Source organism: Novosphingobium panipatense, assembly GCF_900182875.1.
Taxonomy (GTDB): Bacteria; Pseudomonadota; Alphaproteobacteria; order Sphingomonadales; family Sphingomonadaceae; genus Novosphingobium; species Novosphingobium panipatense.
The window spans coordinates 19,511-34,461 of the sequence record NZ_FXUI01000006.1; the positions used below are offsets into that span (position 1 = coordinate 19,511).

Annotated in this window: 17 protein-coding genes; 7 read left to right on the forward strand and 10 right to left on the reverse strand. The window is 64.2% G+C overall.

Annotated elements, in window-relative coordinates:
- Positions 1-88: 88 nt before the first annotated feature.
- Entirely contained in the window at positions 89-991 is a 903-nt protein-coding gene (locus tag QOL62_RS11015; protein ID WP_283406263.1) for a glycosyltransferase family protein, read from the reverse strand.
- Positions 992-1,269: 278 nt separating this feature from the next.
- On the opposite strand from QOL62_RS11015, the gene QOL62_RS11020 reads away from it, so the two are divergent.
- Positions 1,270-1,770: a methylated-DNA--[protein]-cysteine S-methyltransferase gene (locus QOL62_RS11020; RefSeq protein ID WP_103729470.1), complete on the forward strand. Its 501-nt coding sequence runs from the start codon at positions 1,270-1,272 to the stop codon at positions 1,768-1,770.
- Positions 1,771-1,861: 91 nt separating this feature from the next.
- Here QOL62_RS11020 and QOL62_RS11025 read toward each other — a convergent pair whose 3' ends face one another.
- Positions 1,862-2,068 carry an SDR family oxidoreductase gene (locus QOL62_RS11025; protein ID WP_283406422.1) on the reverse strand — a complete coding sequence of 69 codons (207 nt, stop codon included), beginning with the start codon at positions 2,066-2,068 and terminating at the stop codon, positions 1,862-1,864.
- Here QOL62_RS11025 and QOL62_RS11030 point away from each other — a divergent pair.
- Both QOL62_RS11030 and QOL62_RS11035 read left to right on the forward strand, forming a co-directional pair.
- The gene (locus tag QOL62_RS11030; RefSeq protein WP_283406423.1) at positions 2,027-2,353 is read left to right on the forward strand and encodes an isochorismatase family protein; all 327 of its coding nucleotides are present in this window, start codon (positions 2,027-2,029) and stop codon (positions 2,351-2,353) included. The genes QOL62_RS11025 and QOL62_RS11030 overlap by 42 nt on opposite strands.
- A 143-nt stretch (positions 2,354-2,496) precedes the next feature.
- Positions 2,497-3,534: an NAD-dependent epimerase/dehydratase family protein gene (locus tag QOL62_RS11035; RefSeq protein WP_283406264.1), complete on the forward strand. Its 1,038-nt coding sequence runs from the start codon at positions 2,497-2,499 to the stop codon at positions 3,532-3,534.
- Positions 3,535-3,612: 78 nt separating this feature from the next.
- Here QOL62_RS11035 and QOL62_RS11040 read toward each other — a convergent pair whose 3' ends face one another.
- The gene (locus QOL62_RS11040) at positions 3,613-4,119 is read right to left on the reverse strand and encodes a VOC family protein (RefSeq protein ID WP_283406265.1); all 507 of its coding nucleotides are present in this window, start codon (positions 4,117-4,119) and stop codon (positions 3,613-3,615) included.
- 383 nt (positions 4,120-4,502) lie between these two features.
- On the opposite strand from QOL62_RS11040, the gene QOL62_RS11045 reads away from it, so the two are divergent.
- The 4 genes from QOL62_RS11045 (at position 4,503) to QOL62_RS11060 (ending at position 8,428) form a co-directional block, all read left to right on the forward strand.
- Complete coding sequence (locus tag QOL62_RS11045; protein ID WP_283406266.1) at positions 4,503-5,372, forward strand: 2-dehydro-3-deoxygalactonokinase; 870 nt, start codon at positions 4,503-4,505, stop codon at positions 5,370-5,372.
- Positions 5,369-5,998, forward strand: a complete 630-nt coding sequence (locus tag QOL62_RS11050; protein WP_103729985.1) for a 2-dehydro-3-deoxy-6-phosphogalactonate aldolase — start codon at positions 5,369-5,371, stop codon at positions 5,996-5,998. The genes QOL62_RS11045 and QOL62_RS11050 overlap by 4 nt, the downstream gene beginning before the upstream one ends.
- A gap of 295 nt (positions 5,999-6,293) precedes the next feature.
- A complete protein-coding gene (locus tag QOL62_RS11055; RefSeq protein ID WP_283406267.1) occupies positions 6,294-7,211 on the forward strand; it encodes a hydroxymethylglutaryl-CoA lyase in 918 nt (305 codons plus the stop codon).
- A gap of 5 nt (positions 7,212-7,216) precedes the next feature.
- The gene (locus tag QOL62_RS11060; RefSeq protein WP_283406268.1) at positions 7,217-8,428 is read left to right on the forward strand and encodes a CaiB/BaiF CoA transferase family protein; all 1,212 of its coding nucleotides are present in this window, start codon (positions 7,217-7,219) and stop codon (positions 8,426-8,428) included.
- A gap of 167 nt (positions 8,429-8,595) precedes the next feature.
- Here the strand turns inward: QOL62_RS11060 and QOL62_RS11065 are convergent, their stop codons facing one another.
- The 7 genes from QOL62_RS11065 to QOL62_RS11095 form a co-directional block, all read right to left on the reverse strand.
- Complete coding sequence (locus tag QOL62_RS11065; protein ID WP_283406424.1) at positions 8,596-9,057, reverse strand: tRNA (cytidine(34)-2'-O)-methyltransferase; 462 nt, start codon at positions 9,055-9,057, stop codon at positions 8,596-8,598.
- Positions 9,058-9,247: 190 nt separating this feature from the next.
- A complete protein-coding gene (locus tag QOL62_RS11070; protein ID WP_283406269.1) occupies positions 9,248-9,880 on the reverse strand; it encodes a carboxypeptidase regulatory-like domain-containing protein in 633 nt (210 codons plus the stop codon).
- Positions 9,877-10,173, reverse strand: coding sequence for a DUF3325 domain-containing protein (locus QOL62_RS11075; RefSeq protein WP_283406270.1), 297 nt, complete (start codon positions 10,171-10,173; stop codon positions 9,877-9,879). Before QOL62_RS11075 ends, QOL62_RS11070 begins: the two co-directional genes overlap by 4 nt.
- Positions 10,170-11,780: a PepSY-associated TM helix domain-containing protein gene (locus tag QOL62_RS11080; RefSeq protein WP_283406271.1), complete on the reverse strand. Its 1,611-nt coding sequence runs from the start codon at positions 11,778-11,780 to the stop codon at positions 10,170-10,172. The genes QOL62_RS11075 and QOL62_RS11080 overlap by 4 nt, the downstream gene beginning before the upstream one ends.
- Positions 11,777-12,040, reverse strand: coding sequence for a hypothetical protein (locus tag QOL62_RS11085; RefSeq protein ID WP_103730798.1), 264 nt, complete (start codon positions 12,038-12,040; stop codon positions 11,777-11,779). Before QOL62_RS11085 ends, QOL62_RS11080 begins: the two co-directional genes overlap by 4 nt.
- A gap of 53 nt (positions 12,041-12,093) precedes the next feature.
- Complete coding sequence (locus tag QOL62_RS11090) at positions 12,094-14,316, reverse strand: TonB-dependent siderophore receptor (protein WP_283406272.1); 2,223 nt, start codon at positions 14,314-14,316, stop codon at positions 12,094-12,096.
- Positions 14,317-14,542: 226 nt separating this feature from the next.
- A complete protein-coding gene (locus QOL62_RS11095; protein WP_103730799.1) occupies positions 14,543-14,854 on the reverse strand; it encodes a hypothetical protein in 312 nt (103 codons plus the stop codon).
- Positions 14,855-14,951 lie beyond the last annotated feature (97 nt).

The window sequence follows — 14,951 nt, forward strand, 5'->3', positions numbered from 1 at the left end:
CATTCCTGAACAAACTCACGGTAAAGCGGACCGCCTGATGGCAAGCAATGACCATAAATAGCTATCTCACCGCCTCTTGCGGGCAAAGTCAGAGCACCGATAGCGCCTCGCGCGGGGCTGCCATCGGCATGCGCAGCGGATTGCCGAAATCCTGCACGAGGGCGGCGATCTGAAGGTCGTTGTCGGTGCGGTTTTGATCGTAGAGGCGCTCGCTCTGGGAGGAGGGCCATGCGGTCTGGTCGAAAAGGCCACCAACCTTTCGATGGCGGGTTCCGGCCCGCCGGGCACACCAGTAAAACCACAGGTCATCCGCCGAAGGGGCGTAACGGGCGAACAGTTCCTGATTTGCGGCGTCCGGGTGCAGGGCTTGTGGCGAGTAGAGGACGCCGCCGATGCCGGTGGGCATCAGATCGACGCTGGCGTCGCGCGCTTCGGCATCCTGAACGTCCCATTCCCATTCGTGGTAGGGCACAAGTGCGCCGGGTCCCTGCTCTCTGAGGCGGTGGGCACGATGGCAACTGATTACCGGTTCGCTGCCATACTGCCCTTCCACCAGTGCGGTCAGCCACTCGGGCGGATAGAAGACATCATCGTCAGCGGTGGCGATGAAGGCGCGCGGAAAGGCGGACAAGGCGAAGACCAGCTTCTTGTAGCTGCGGACATCGCGCACGATCCTGAGTTCGATGCCCTGGGCAAACAGCGCGCGCGTCGCCCGGGGCAAAGCCGCAACATCGCCGTCCGCGATCCACAACACGATCCTGTCAGGCACGGTCTGCTGGCGCAGGAGGCTTTTGAGGGTAAGGTGGAGCGTGGCGTACCGCACCGGGTAGGAGGTGAGCGAGACGACCAGTTCGCCGGCAAGGCCATGGTGGCGCCGCGCGGCGGTCGGGAACGCCTGGACCAGACGGCGGTACTGCAGTTCACTGCGCAGGCGCGTATCGAGGCCCCGAGGCAGCAACCTGTTCGTGATGCTCTTCCCAAGATTCCTCAAGACGATCGTTCCTGGTATATCTGCAAACTCGCGCAGGAACTTAGGCGAGGTTGAGCATCCTCGCCATTATACCTTAGGGATGCTTTCCGGCTGGTCGCATTCTTTAGGGTAGAGCGCCGGCGCGGATGAGTGGTTGACCAATTGAAAGGCTATTCATCAGGCCGCGCAGCTCATGTCGGGGTAGGCCGACATTCGTACAGAGCCGCAGAGGAGCCGCACCCCTCGACCGCTTCGGCCGATGATTGACAGGAACCACTCTCACGAGCGAGAGGCGGGCAATGGAAAGGGTCTCGTCCCGTCGGACAATATCATCGCCTGTCGGCGCACTCACGCTCCTTGCAAGTGACGCCGGGCTTCAGGCTGTGCTCTGGGAACACGACAGGTCCGGCCGGGTGCCGTTGCCGTGCGTGATAAAAGACGAAGATCATCCGGTCTTGACCGCGGCGGAGGCTCAGTTGCGCGAGTATTTCGCAGGCGAGCGCCGCACGTTCGATCTTCTGCTGGATTTCCAAGGCACCGACTTCCAGCGCAGCGTCTGGCATGCGCTCCTGGGCATCCCCTTCGGGGAGACGCGAAGCTATGGCGCGATCGCTCAGGCGCTCGGCCGTCCGGGCGCCAGTCGGGCCGTCGGCGCTGCCAACGGCAGGAACCCGATCTCCATCATCGCACCTTGTCACCGCGTGATCGGGAAGAGCGGCAACCTGACAGGCTTTGCCGGCGGCATTGAAGCGAAGATATGGCTGCTCTCGATGGAACAGGGCCAGCCATTGCTGCTGTGAAGCGGCAGGTACGCGAGGCCGGAGCTATCCTGCACATGACGGGCGGCTCTCCCGCCGGAAATCAGCCGCGTCAGGCACTGGAAACCTGCGCTCAAGCGCCCGGCATGTTGCCGCCGTCAACAGGAACATAGATTCCGCTGATCGCTGCGTTGGCAGGATCGGCAAGAAACAGCACGGCGCGCGCGATGTCCTCGGGACTGGCGAGGCGACCGAGCGGGCTGTAGGCTTCCATCCGTGCGAGGAACGCCCGCTCGGTATCTTCTCCCGTCATGTTGCCCATGAGCATCTCGGTCGGCACCGCGCCGGGCAGTACGCCTCCGCGTTCTTCGGCACTTCGCTGGCCGCGACGCTGACCAGCATGGGCGTCGACACCCTCTTCATCACCGGCTTTTCCACCTCGGGCTGCGTCAGAGCCTCCGCCCTCGACGCCCTGCAGAACGGCTTCGTCCCCCTCGTGGTCGCAGACGCCTGCGGCGAGCGCGACGAACGCCCACACCAGGCAAACCTCTTCGACCTCTCCAAGAAATACGCCGAAGTAATCACCAAAGACCAGGCCATCGCACTGATGGGCAACGTGGCCTGATCACGGCCCCGGACCAGAGGTCAATCGTCCCGAACCAATGAACGCAGGGGCGAAATGAAGCCGGGTCCTGTTGGAGCCGACGTGCATTCGCCCTACCGTCTCACGCAGCAGGCCATACCGCACGCGGCGGATCGAGGACGAATATGAGCTATAGTGAAGACCTCACCACTCTCGTTACCGGCGGTAGCGGGTTCGTGGGTAGCCATATCGTTCGCCAGCTCGTTGCCGAAGGGCGCAAGGTCCGCGTCATGTTGCGCCAGAGCAGCAAGCGCGACGCGCTGAAAGGGCTACCCGTAGAGATCGTCTTCGGAGACGTGCTTGACCCCGCTTCCCTTGAAAGGGCCATGGAGGGTTGCGGAACCGTTTTCTACAGCGTTGTCGATCCCCGGTTCTGGCTCACCGATCCCGCACCGATCTACCGCAACAACGTCGATGGTCTGGTCAATGCCATGGAGGTCGCGCTGAAGGCCGACGTCCGGCGCTTCATCTTCACGAGCACAATGGGAACGTTGGGCATAAACGCGAATGGTCCCGTGACGGAAGACATACCGTTCAACTGGATGGAGCGCGCCCCGACATACATCCGCGCTCGACTCGATGCGGAGAACCGGTTTCTGGAGTTCTGCAGGGACAGGGGCTTACCCGGTGTCGCGCTCTGCATTGCGAACACCTACGGCCCGGACGACTATCAACCAACGCCGCACAACCATGCGCTTTGGCAGGTGGCCAGTGGAAAGACGCCGATCGGCTTCGATGTCGGGCAGCCTACGGTGGACATCCGCGATGCTGCGAAGGCTGCGCTCCTTGCAGAGAAGTTCGGGCGGGCGGGCGAACGGTATATCATAGCGAACGAATATGTTCGCAACCGTGCCTTCTACGCCATGGCGGCCGGGTATCTAGGCAACAAGCCCCCTCGCATAGTGCCGTACAAGGTCGGCTATGGCCTGGCCCTTGTAATCGAGGGCATCCTGAAGCTTCTGCGCCGCAAGGATTACATCGTCAGCACCGATGCGATGTATCTGTCCGATGTATTCAAGGAACTGGATAGCGGAAAGGCCCGGCGGGAACTGAACTGGCACCCGCGCCCATTGAGCCATACGGTCCGTGACACGATTTCCTGGTTCGCGGCACGCGAGGGCGGTAGCGCTTCGATATCGGCAGAGGATGCTCTTGCCGCCTAGGTGTCGCTGGGCCATTGGCCGACAAGCAACTGCAAGCGGGCTTCAACGCACACGCGCCGGGGCGGAGTCCGGCAGGCTTCAGGCGTAGTCCAGTTCCGGCCGGTCCCGTTCCTGTTGCGCGGGATCCGTCTCGACAAGATTGATGAGCACACCGTCACAGTCGCGGATGCACACTTCCAGTTGTGCACGGTGCTCCATCGCGAAGACCTGCGGATCGGGCATCCAGGTGGCACCGAGCCTGCGCAATGTGTCCATCGTTCGGCCCATGTCGCGCACGTAGAAGACGAGCGCCACCTCACCGATCCGCGCCGGCCCGCTGGCATCGGGGATCACTTCGCTCGTCGTTCCTTTGGCAAGCTTGAACAGGCCTACCATTCCGTAGTTCGGACCCGGTCGCTTCAGTATCCGTATCTCGAACGGGCGCGGGTCGTTGAAGCCCAGGATAGACGTGGCCGAGGGGTGATCCAGTTGCCCCTCGAAGTACGTCTCTGTCAGGCCTATGGCGCTATAGAACTGCGTAGCCTTTTCCAGATCACGTACGAAGATCGTCGCGCGTATGAGCGCCGAGGAAGGGTGTTCATTCATGAGTTTCCCCTGCTTGTGACGCGAAATCATCCACGGCTCGCGAGGTTCTCGCGAGCTGTCGGCGGACAGTGGTCGACTGGCGGACATGTCGGGGCCCGGTGAGAGCCTGCCTGCATCGCCGGGTCGGCCGCCTGGCGCTTGCGCCTTCGCGGGCATGATCCTACGAAGCGGACCGAAGGGTGCCGGTGCGGCCCGGCATGAGACTTGAGAAATACGATGGAACGCGCGACGATCGACAGCGCCTTTGCGCGAAGTGTCAGCCCTGCCACAGTCTCGGCCGTGGCCGGGGTCACGGGCGCTGTCCGGTCTCGCGCGTCCGGGACTCTCGCCGGCGAACTTATGGCCGTCGGGTCCGGCGCCTGCGATCGGCCGGAGCTGCCATCATGAGCGGAGCCGCGTTCATAGCGGTCGACTGGGGCACCACCAATCGGCGTGCCTATCGGGTGGAGCATGGGCGGGCGACGGCCGCCGTCCGCGACAGTCTCGGCGTTCTGTCCGTCTCCGGCGACGCGTTTCCCGCGAAAATTGAAGCGCTCCGGGCAGAGCTGGGGCCGTTGCCGATGCTGCTGGCGGGGATGGTCGGGTCGAACCGGGGCTGGGTGGATGCCCGCTACGTTCCCGCCCCGGCATCAGCGGCGGATCTGGCGGCAGGGCTCGTCTCGCCGTGTGAAAATGTGTTCATCGTGCCGGGGGTCTGCCGTGACCTTGCGGATCGTCCGGACGTCATGCGGGGAGAAGAGGTTCAGTTCCTTGGCGCAGTCGCGGAGGGTCTGGCGCCGCCGGATGCGCTGCTTTGCCAGCCCGGCACCCATGCCAAGTGGGCCATCATGCATGACGGCAAGCTGGCGGATTTCACCACCGCCATGACGGGCGAAATGTTCGCCCTGCTGAAGGACCATTCTCTCATCGGCAGCGAAATGCAGGGAGAGGGAAAGGCTGACGCTGAGTTTCGCCGCGGCGTGGAAGACAGTACGCGCGCAGACTTGCTGTCCTCCCTTTTCGCCGTCCGCGCTGGCTCTGTTCTTGGTAGGAGGGCGGCGGGCACGGCAGCGGCCTACGTCAGCGGTCTCCTGATCGGAACGGATTGCCGGGCACGCCTGAAATCGGGGCAGACGGTGTACTTGCTTGCAGAAGGTCGCCTGGCGCGGCTCTACGCAATCGCAATCGCCATGGCGGATGCCACCTGCATCCCTGTCGACAGCGAAACCGCTTTCATCGCCGGTATCACCCGCATCTGGGATGCACTATCATGATCGACCTTTCCGCCGCACTCGCGCAACTCCCGCTGGTCGCCATCCTCCGCGGCATCCGTCCGGATGAGATCGAAGCCGCCGCCGATGCCTTGGTGGAAGCCGGTTTCCGGCTCATCGAAGTGCCGCTCAACTCACCGGAGCCTCTGCACAGCATCGAAAGGCTGGCGCGGCGGGTTGGCGATCACGCACTTGTCGGTGCCGGAACGGTCCTGACGGTCGATGATCTTAGGCGCGTTCATGACGCAGGTGGACGCATGATCGTCTCGCCCAATACCGACGGCACGGTCATCCGGGAAAGCGTCAGCCGTGGACTCGTGTCCCTGCCAGGGTTCTTTACACCGAGCGAAGGCTTCGCGGCACTTGCGGCCGGGGCCAACGGCCTCAAGCTGTTCCCGGCCGAAGCCGCCACTCCGGCTGTTGTGAAGGCGCAGCGGGCCGTGTTGCCGAAGGATGTGCCTCTGCTTGTCGTCGGGGGGATCACCCCCGCCAATATGCAGCCATGGCTGGATGCCGGGGCGGACGGCTTCGGGCTGGGTTCGGCACTTTACAAGGCGGGAGCGACTGCGGACGAGATCGGCCGCAACGCCCGCGCCTTCGCTGAAAGCTGGGCCCACATGCGGCCTTAGTGCCGCGCTCTGATCGCAGTTCTACCGCATATTGATACTCTGTGTTCAGGGGTAGCCTCCCTGGCTGTTATGCCGCGCCTGATAGGTCGGCAGAGGGTGGCCGCGCCCTCCATTAGCAGTATCTTTGTACGCAAAATGGTTGGGCGACGTTTGGTATGCCTTGCAATACTGATTGACCCACGATCTTCTGTATACTAAATGCAGAGGTCAGGTCGCTGAGGCGGAGCTGGCGGCAAGCCGTGTCCCGATCCTCGGCGCGCAATAGCATCAGGTCACGTCTTCCCGGAGAAAAGTGATGCCGGACACCGCGATTGAAATTGTCGAGGTCGCCCCGCGGGACGGACTCCAGAACGAAAAGATTCTGCTGTCCCTGGAGCAGAAGGCTGAACTTGTGACGCGATTGATCGATTGCGGTGCGCGGCGCCTCGAAGTCGGCAGCTTTGTCAATCCTCGCAAGGTGCCGCAGATGGCCGGTACGGACGAACTCCTGGGCCTGCTCCCCCGGCGTGCGGATGTGACCTACATCGGGCTGGTCATGAACATGCGCGGTCTGGAACGGGCGCTGGCAGCGGGCATCGATGAAGCTGGCGCCGTCTGCGTTGCGACCGACAGCTTCGCGATGCGCAACCAGGGCCAGACATGCGAGGGCTCGGTCACCGTCGCAGGTCAGATCGTTCGTGCCGCGATCGGTGCTGGAAGGAGCGCGCAGGTTACGATCGCAGCCGCGTTCGGGTGCCCCTTCGAAGGGGAGGTTCCGGAGGAGCGAGTGGTGGCCATGGCGGCTCGCCTTTGCGAGGCTTCGCCGCGCGAGATCGCGTTAGCCGATACCATCGGAGTGGCCGTGCCCGCGCAGGTATCACGCCTTGTTCGCAGGGTGCGTGCCGTCATCGGTGCGATTCCCGTCCGCGTACACCTTCACAACACCCGCAACACGGGGATCGCCAACGCCTGGGCCGCTGTCGAGGCCGGGGCGCGGACACTGGATGCCGCTCTCGGCGGCATCGGGGGCTGTCCCTTCGCTCCGAATGCGACGGGCAACATCGCCACCGAAGATCTTCTTTACATGCTGGCGCGGTCGGGGATTGCAACGGGATACGACCTGTCGCGCACGATCGAACAGGCGCAATGGCTCGAGGCGACCATGAACAAACCCCTTCCGGCGCTGGTTAGCCGCGCCGGCATTTTTCCGCCCACACAAAAGCAGGAGGCGTGAACAGCATGGACATGACGAACAATGGCGCCCTGAAGGATGTCCGCGTCGTCGAGCTTGGTCAGCTTATCGCCGGCCCGTTCTGCGGGCAGCTGCTGGGCGACATGGGCGCAGACGTCATCAAGATCGAGCCGCCTCACCTCAATGGCAAAGGCGGCGGCGATCCGATGCGTCACTGGGGTCACGGCGATGCCAAGCTGTGGTGGGAAGTGGTGGCCCGCAACAAGAAATCCGTCAGCGCGAACCTGCGTGTGCCTGAAGGACAGGAGATCGTTCGCAGGCTTGCCGCGCATGCCGACATCCTGATCGAGAACTTCAAACCGGGAACGATGGAAAAGTGGGGCCTGGGTCCGGACGTCCTTCACAAGATCAATCCGCGCCTCATCATCGTGCGTGTGTCCGGATACGGCCAGAGCGGGCCCTATTCCTCGCGCGCGGGGTTCGGTGGCATCGGTGAGGCCATGGGCGGGTGGCGCTACATCGTCGGCGACCCTGATCGTCCGCCAAGCCGCATGGGCGTGTCCATCGGCGACAGTCTGGCCGCCACCTATGGCTGCATGGGCGCGCTTGCGGCCCTTCATGCGCGGGAGCGCACCGGTAAAGGCCAGGTCGTCGACAGCGCGCTTTATGAGGCGGTGTTGCAGGTGATGGAAAGCCTTGTGCCTGAGTTCATGGTATCGGACCACATCCGCAGAAGGTCGGGTTCAATTCTCGAAGGCATCGCTCCGTCCAACGTCTATCCCACCAGCGACGGGGAGTATCTGATCGGCGCCAATCAAGATGGCGTATTCCGCCGCCTCTGCCAGGCGATGGGCCGACCTGAGCTGGCTGACAATCCCCGCTATGCCACCCACGTCGCGCGCGGTGAAAACCTGCGCGAGCTGGACGGGATTATTGCCGAATGGACCCGGACACTGACCATTGATGAACTCGAAGCCACGATGATCGCGTTCTCGATACCTGCGGGCAAGATTTACCGTGCGCCGGAGATGCTTGCAGACCCGCATTTCGCAGCACGCGAAGCCCTCATCGACGTCGAGCATCCGGAATGGGGCAAGTTCAAGATGCAGAACGCGTTTCCCAAGCTGTCGGACACGCCTTCAGCCGTCCGCCGTCGGGCGCCGCTGGAAATCGGGCAGGACAACGCCGACGTCTATGGGAACCTTCTTGGCATGTCCGACGATGAAATCCGTGCTCTCAAGGACACCGGGGCAATCTGATCCGTGCCTGGGCAGGCGACTCTTCCGGCACAACAGTAGCCCGAGGTAGCGCACTCGGCTCCCAGCACCTCCCTCTTGCCAGAGGTGATCGTCGCGCCGACATGCCGTGCGTGGCTTTTTCCTGCGCCGCCCTGGTTCTGGCGCGCCCATCGGACTCTGAGCGGCGGCTATTCGATGTGTTCGGGCAGGGACGCTGTTTGCCGCAGCGCTTCACCGAGCGACACCGCGGCCGACATCGCCAGATTCATCGAGCGGACGCCGGGTCGCATGGGGAGGCGCACGCCCGCCGTGCACGCCTCGGCGACGTATGCAGGCACACCGGCACTCTCCTTCCCAAAAAGGAGAACGTCGTCCGGCCGGAATTCGAATTCGTAGGCGGACTGCCGCGCCTTCGTGGTGAACAGCACAAGTCTGCTCGGCCCGATAGCCGATCGGAAAGCATCGAAATCAGAATGTCGGACAAAGGTCACATGGTCGATGTAGTCCATCGCCGCTCTTCGCACGCGCCGGTCGTCCCACGTGAACCCCATCGGCTCGATCAGGTCGATCGCTGCGCCAAGGCACGCCCCCAGGCGAAGAACGGCGCCCACGTTTCCAGCGATTTCCGGTTCAAAAAGAGCAATGCGCATCCGTGCTCCATGCAGCGCCAGCAAGCCCCATGCAAGCCCGCTTACCCGCCCGCGTTCGCCTGCCTCGCGGGTTTGCCGGCAGGTGAAGCGATCCGGCAGGTGGTGCAGCATGACGGGCTGGCGCCCATCGCAGTCAGCGTCGTTTACCGGCCGCGTTGTCGGATTCCTGCTGCACCCGTTTCCCGAGAACTTAGTCGATCACGAAGGTGGTGGTCGCGATACGATGGAGCACTGCGACTTGTCCCTGGCTGGTCTGTGCGCCGCCCTCGTCCTTTTGCGTGGCGGTCAGGATGTAGCGCCCTTTGCCCTTCGAGGGGGCAGTGAAACGGCCTTCGCTGTCGGTGATGGCTGTTTTGGTCCACTTGTCCGGCGCGATGACAGTCACTTCGGCTCCGGCGACCGGCTTGCCATCACGCACGAGCGCGAAACGGTCACCGTTGGCGGCGACGGGCGTGATCTCGAACGGCATCCGGGCGGCGGACTCGGCGCGACCGGCGCGGGCGAAGTAGGCGACCGCCTCCTTGCGACCATCCGCACCCCAAGGCGCGAACACGCTGTCGTCCTGCGCGCGTACATCCCCGGCGGGAACCGCCACCTCGAGATAGCCCGCCTTGCGTACCGGTGCGACCGTCCCGGCGCCAAGGACCTTGGGTGCTTTCAGGTGGTGGAACTCGGGATCGCCGTTCGCGGGCAGAACCTCGGCCGGTTCACCTAGGTAGATGCGGGCAGGACCGGTGCCGTCGCGCTCGATCCAGACTTCGTGGGCCTGCGCTCCTGCAGCCATGCATGCGAGCACGAATGGAGTGAGATACCTGAACTTCATTTCGGTTTCCCTTTGGTGTCGGGCCCACCTGCGGGCGCCAGGTTGAGGAACAGGAATACGGCGCCTGCGCCGAAGCTGAGAGCGCCCAGCCCCGCGACCGCGCCGTAGACTGGGCCTTGCGCGGCGAAGGCAGCGGCGAGGCAGGCCCCTACGCCGACCCAGGCCAGCCGGCGCAGGTGGCGCTTGCGGCCCCGCGTCAGGCGCTGGCCAAGGCGCTGCTGGTGATGGTGATCCGTCGCCAGCCCGAACAGGACGAAGGCGACGACCGCAAGGAGAAGGCAAAGCGCCGTCATTCGGCAGGCTCCAGCACCGGTGGGTTGGGCATGACGACCGGTTCGGGGACCGTGGCCGGACGGGGCTGCCGCACCCTTCTGGCGGCAGGGCTGTAGCAATGGACGCGCCAGGCCGTCCCAAGAAAGGCGCCGCCCATGACGATCAGCGCAACGTCGATCCCCGCCAGCATGAAGTCGCCGCCCGCGAGGGTGACCGGCAGACCGCGTGAAGTGGCGAAGGCGTTGTAGACGGGAAGCGCCGCCAGAAGTGCCCCGGTCGAACCGAGCAGCAGGCTCCAGGCCTTCTTTTCCCGCAGCACCGTCGCCATTGCCAGCGCTCCCGCCCACGCGAGGAACAGCGCATGGACCTCCCATTCGGCGCGGTGCGGTATGGCGGTGGGAAGCAGGCGGTTCGCCCAAAGCATGGCCGCCATACCCAGCGGAAAGCCGGCTACGACGGCCACGTTGAGCCAGGCGACAATCCGGAAGCCAATGTGCGGGCGCTGCGGATCAGGCAGCTTCTCACGCCGTTTGACAGTCCACAGCACCAGCCCGCTGGCTACCATCAGGGAGCCAGCCACGCCGGAAAGGAAGTAGAGCCAGCGCACGCCGTAGTCCGCGAACCGCGCCGCGTGCAGACCGATCATCGCCCCTGCCGTTACGTTGGCACCGCCCGGGGGTGGAGACTGCCAGGCGAGGGAGCCGTCCACGCCGCGGTAGGTCAGAGAGGGAGTGCGGGAAGACAGCATCGAGGATGGTGCCCGGGTCACTGTGATGGTGGCGGTTGCATCGCCCGGCTCGGTGATGGTCAGATACCCGACAGGGCCGCCGAACCGCCTTTCGGCATCGCGCGCGACGCGTGCGATGTTCGTCAGATGCACCGGGGTCCCGCTGCGGGGCGTCTGCGCCATGGTGGGGAACAGGCGATCGTAGAACGTCTGGCTGTCGGCGTAATTGGCAATGACCGTCCAGGGCATCAGCATCGCCATCAGCGTGACGAGGCCGGTGTAGGTGATCATCAGGTGAAAGGGCAGGGCCAGCACCGCCGTGGCGTTATGCCCGTCCAGCCACGACCGTTGCCCCTTGTGCCGGCGCAGCGTGAAGAAGTCCTTGAAGATCTTCTTGTGCGTCACGATCCCGGTCAGGATCGCAACAAGCATGGCAAGCGCGGCCACGCCAACAAGCCAGCGCGCCCATATCACCGGCATGTAGTGCAGGTCGAAATGGAAGCGGTAGAAGAACTCGCCGCCCCGCGTCTCGCGCGAAGCGGCGGGTAGACCATCCGCACCGATCAGCGCCTGGTTCTCCCGCCGGCCGCGTCGGCCACGCTCCTTGCCCGGCTCGGGTTGGGGTTGCCAGTAGACCTGCGCGCCCGGCGTGCGTTCGCTGGGCATGGTGATGTACCAGCTTTTCGCATCGGGTGCCTTGCCTTCAAGGAACCGCTGCGCCCCCGCCAGCACCGCGTAGGGTTGCTCGATCCGGTCCAGTTCGGGCCGCATCCAGCGGTTCAGTCCCTCACGCCAGAACGCCACCGTTCCGGCAACGAACACGACAAACAGCACCCAGCCGAGCAGCAGCCCCGACCAGGTGTGAAGGAACGATTGCGATTGGCGGAAGCTCTTGCTCATAGTCGCCCCGAACTCATGATCGAAAGCCAGGTCGCCCCGCCGGCCAGCAGGCCGCAGAGGGCGAGCGTCCACACCGCACGCCAGCCGCTGCGCGCGGCGAACGCCCACATAGCGGCGCCGGCGCACAGCGCGAAGGAGACGAGGGTGGCCGCTGCCGTCGCCTCGGCGCGGTCGCCGGGGAGCAGTCTGGCAAGCGCCATCGCCCAGAGACTGGCAACCGCATAGCCGAGTGGCACGGCGGCGATGATGCGCAGCGCCATATCGCCGCGCCGCCGCCAGGCCGCGCCGCCGCCGGAACTGCTCCCGCGGCCGGTCACGGGTACGTGAACCGCAGCGTCGCGAACACGGTTCGCGGGGTGCCGTAGTAGTTGCCGCGGCCGGTCGAAGAGATGCGCGCATAGTAGCTCTTGTCGAGCAGGTTGTTGACATTCACCGAAAGCGAGATGCGCTCGTCGATTTCATATCCGGCGCGCAGGTCGACGACGGCGTAGCTGCCCTGTCTCACGATCGTGGAGCGGGTGGTGACGACACCGGCGGCGTTGCGGACAGCGGGCACGCCGCCGTACGTCGAACTGAACCAGGTCAGGCCTCCGCCCAGGCTCAGCCCGGCAAGAGAGCCGCTCTGCTGCTTGTAGTTAGTGAACAGCTTGATCGAGTGCTTCGGAATGATCGGTACCAACGGCAGGCCCTCGTACTGCGCATTGGCGTCTTCGATGTATTTGGTTCGGGTGTAGCTGTACCCACCGTTGATGCGCCAGCCCGGCAGGATCTCGCCGGCCGCCTCGGCCTCGACGCCGCGCGCGCGCACCTTGCCGACCTGGAGCACCACAGTGGCGTCATCCGGATCGTTGAAGAGGCGGTTGGTCTGCTCGATCTGGTAGGCAGCGCCGGACAGCAGCAGCCTGTCGTCCATGAGGGAGAGCTTGGTACCGACCTCGTACTGCGCGCCTACCAGCGGCTCGATGTCCTTTCCGTCGGGGCGAGAGCGGCCGGCGGGAGCGGCCTGCGGCGTGAAGCTGTCCGCGTAGGAGCCGTAGACGTTCCAGTCGCCGGTCACGTCCCACACAAGTCCCGCATACGGTGTGAACCGGCCTTCGACGGTGTAGCCCCCTTTCGGGCCGGGCGCAGGCAGCAGCGCCTGCGTCGTCGTTTCCCACCAGGTGAGACGCCCGCCGCCGGTCGCGGTGAGGCCGTCCATCGGGCTGAAGCGCAATTGGCCGTAGGCGCCATATTGCTCGATCCGGGTGTCCGATGCCCCGTAGTTCTGCGTCGCTGTCTGTCCGGGGGTGCCGCCTTGCACCGGGTGGGGGGCAGAGGGGCCATACGGGTTGAGCGGAGGCTCCAGTGGCGAAACAGGATCGTACACGTCGATCTTCGCGTAGTTGGACAGGCGCGTGTAGTAGGACTGATATGAACTGGCCTGATAATCGACGCCCAGGATCAGTGTCTGATCGCGGCCAAATGCCGGGAAGGTGCCAAGGGCGTTGAAATCGAACGAACGCGTCTTCATGAAGCTGTCGCCGCGATAGGCGATTTGATTGGTGACGCCGTTGGTCGCGGTGACCGGCTGGTTTCCGATGTAGCTGTAGATGTCGACGCGCTCTACGTCGCTGTAGAGGCCACTTGCCCGGATCGTCCAACGCTCGCTGATCCGGTGCGTCAGGTCGGCGAAGACCGACCAGATATCGGAGCGGAACCGGTTCCAGTCGGCGCCGAGGTAGGTGGAGCGCGAAATGTCGAGCAGTTGGCCGTCGCTGCCGTCCCAGCCGCCGGCGATGCCAGGGAGGCCGGACTGGACCGCCGGCTTGAAGCGGTCGTAGCTCGCACCCACGGTGAACGTCGTGCGCTCGCCGATGTCGATCTTGCCGACGCCGAATACCGCCAGTCGGTTGCGGTGCCCTACGTCGAAGAACTGGTCCTGGTCCTGAACCATGGCGCCAGCGCGCAGGGCGACGCCGGGCGCAAGCGGGGCGGACACATCGACCTCGCCGCGGAAGTTCTGGTAGCTGCCGTAGCCGAGGGCGACCTGTGCCTTGAACTCGTCGAGCGGGCGCTTGCGCACCAGGTTGATGCTGCCCGCCGGGTTTCCCGAACCGCTGAACAGGCCGGCCGGGCCGCGCAGCACTTCGAGCCGCTCGTAGAAGAACAGATCCGGGACGACGGCAGGGAACCCGAACGAAAGTGTCGGGGTGCCGTCCACCAGGTAGTTGGAGATCGCGAAGCCGCGCGACATGTAGGAAGGATCCTCGCTTCCGACGCCGGTAACGGTGATGCCCGGCGTGGCCGTCAGCGCATCTTCCAGGGTAAACAGGTTTTGCGCCTCAATCTGCTCGCGATCGATCAGTGTGATGGTGTTCGGGATATCCTTGAGCGGGGTAACTGTCTTGCCCACATCGACGCCATAGCTCTTGCCCAGCACAACAATGTCCCCGGAGCGGGGCGCATCCTCGGCATCCCCCGCCAGAACCTGTGCCGGGCTCATGCCCAAGATCGCCGCTACCACGGCGCCTGCGGTATTCAAAAGACTGCCCTTCACTCTGTCGCTCCCTGATTCGAAGAGCGCATTAGACTTGATGCTAAAGCGAGTCACTCGCAATATCATGCCCAGTCGTATGGAAGTGTGTTGTATCGCTGGGACATATTCGCGTTGCGGAGAGTAATCGTAGGGAGATTGGCACGCCATTGCGCCCTGCGGCAGCGGCCGCAGAGAGATGATCAAGGCTTGCGGAAGTTATTCGAAATATCTGCGCCGAACTGCGCGATCAGCTTTGGCTGCACTTCAGGTCGATAGCGCCCTGCGCGAGCACAGATGGGGAGCCACCTTCGCGCGCGATTTCCTCTTCCTGGCATCGCTCTTTAGGTGAGCGGGTGTCTTTCGGCTGTACCGGCACGACGTAAACTGTGCCCTGTCCCGGAACGGCAAAGGCGCGCCAGCGTGGCTTCGGGTGTGGTTTGGTGGTCTTGCCCGGCGCTGCCTTGATAACCGCAGGAGCCTGAGCAGCCAAAGGAGCGGCACAGACGAAAGTCAGTGCTGTTGCTGCCGCCAACAGGCCACATGTTTCCTTGCGCGCCATTCCACCATTATGCGCTCTCAAGGGCGCCGTAGCAAGGCAAACGCCGCCCGGCACCGCTCTGATACAGGCTACAAGCTTGGCGCGGTCAGCACGGCAC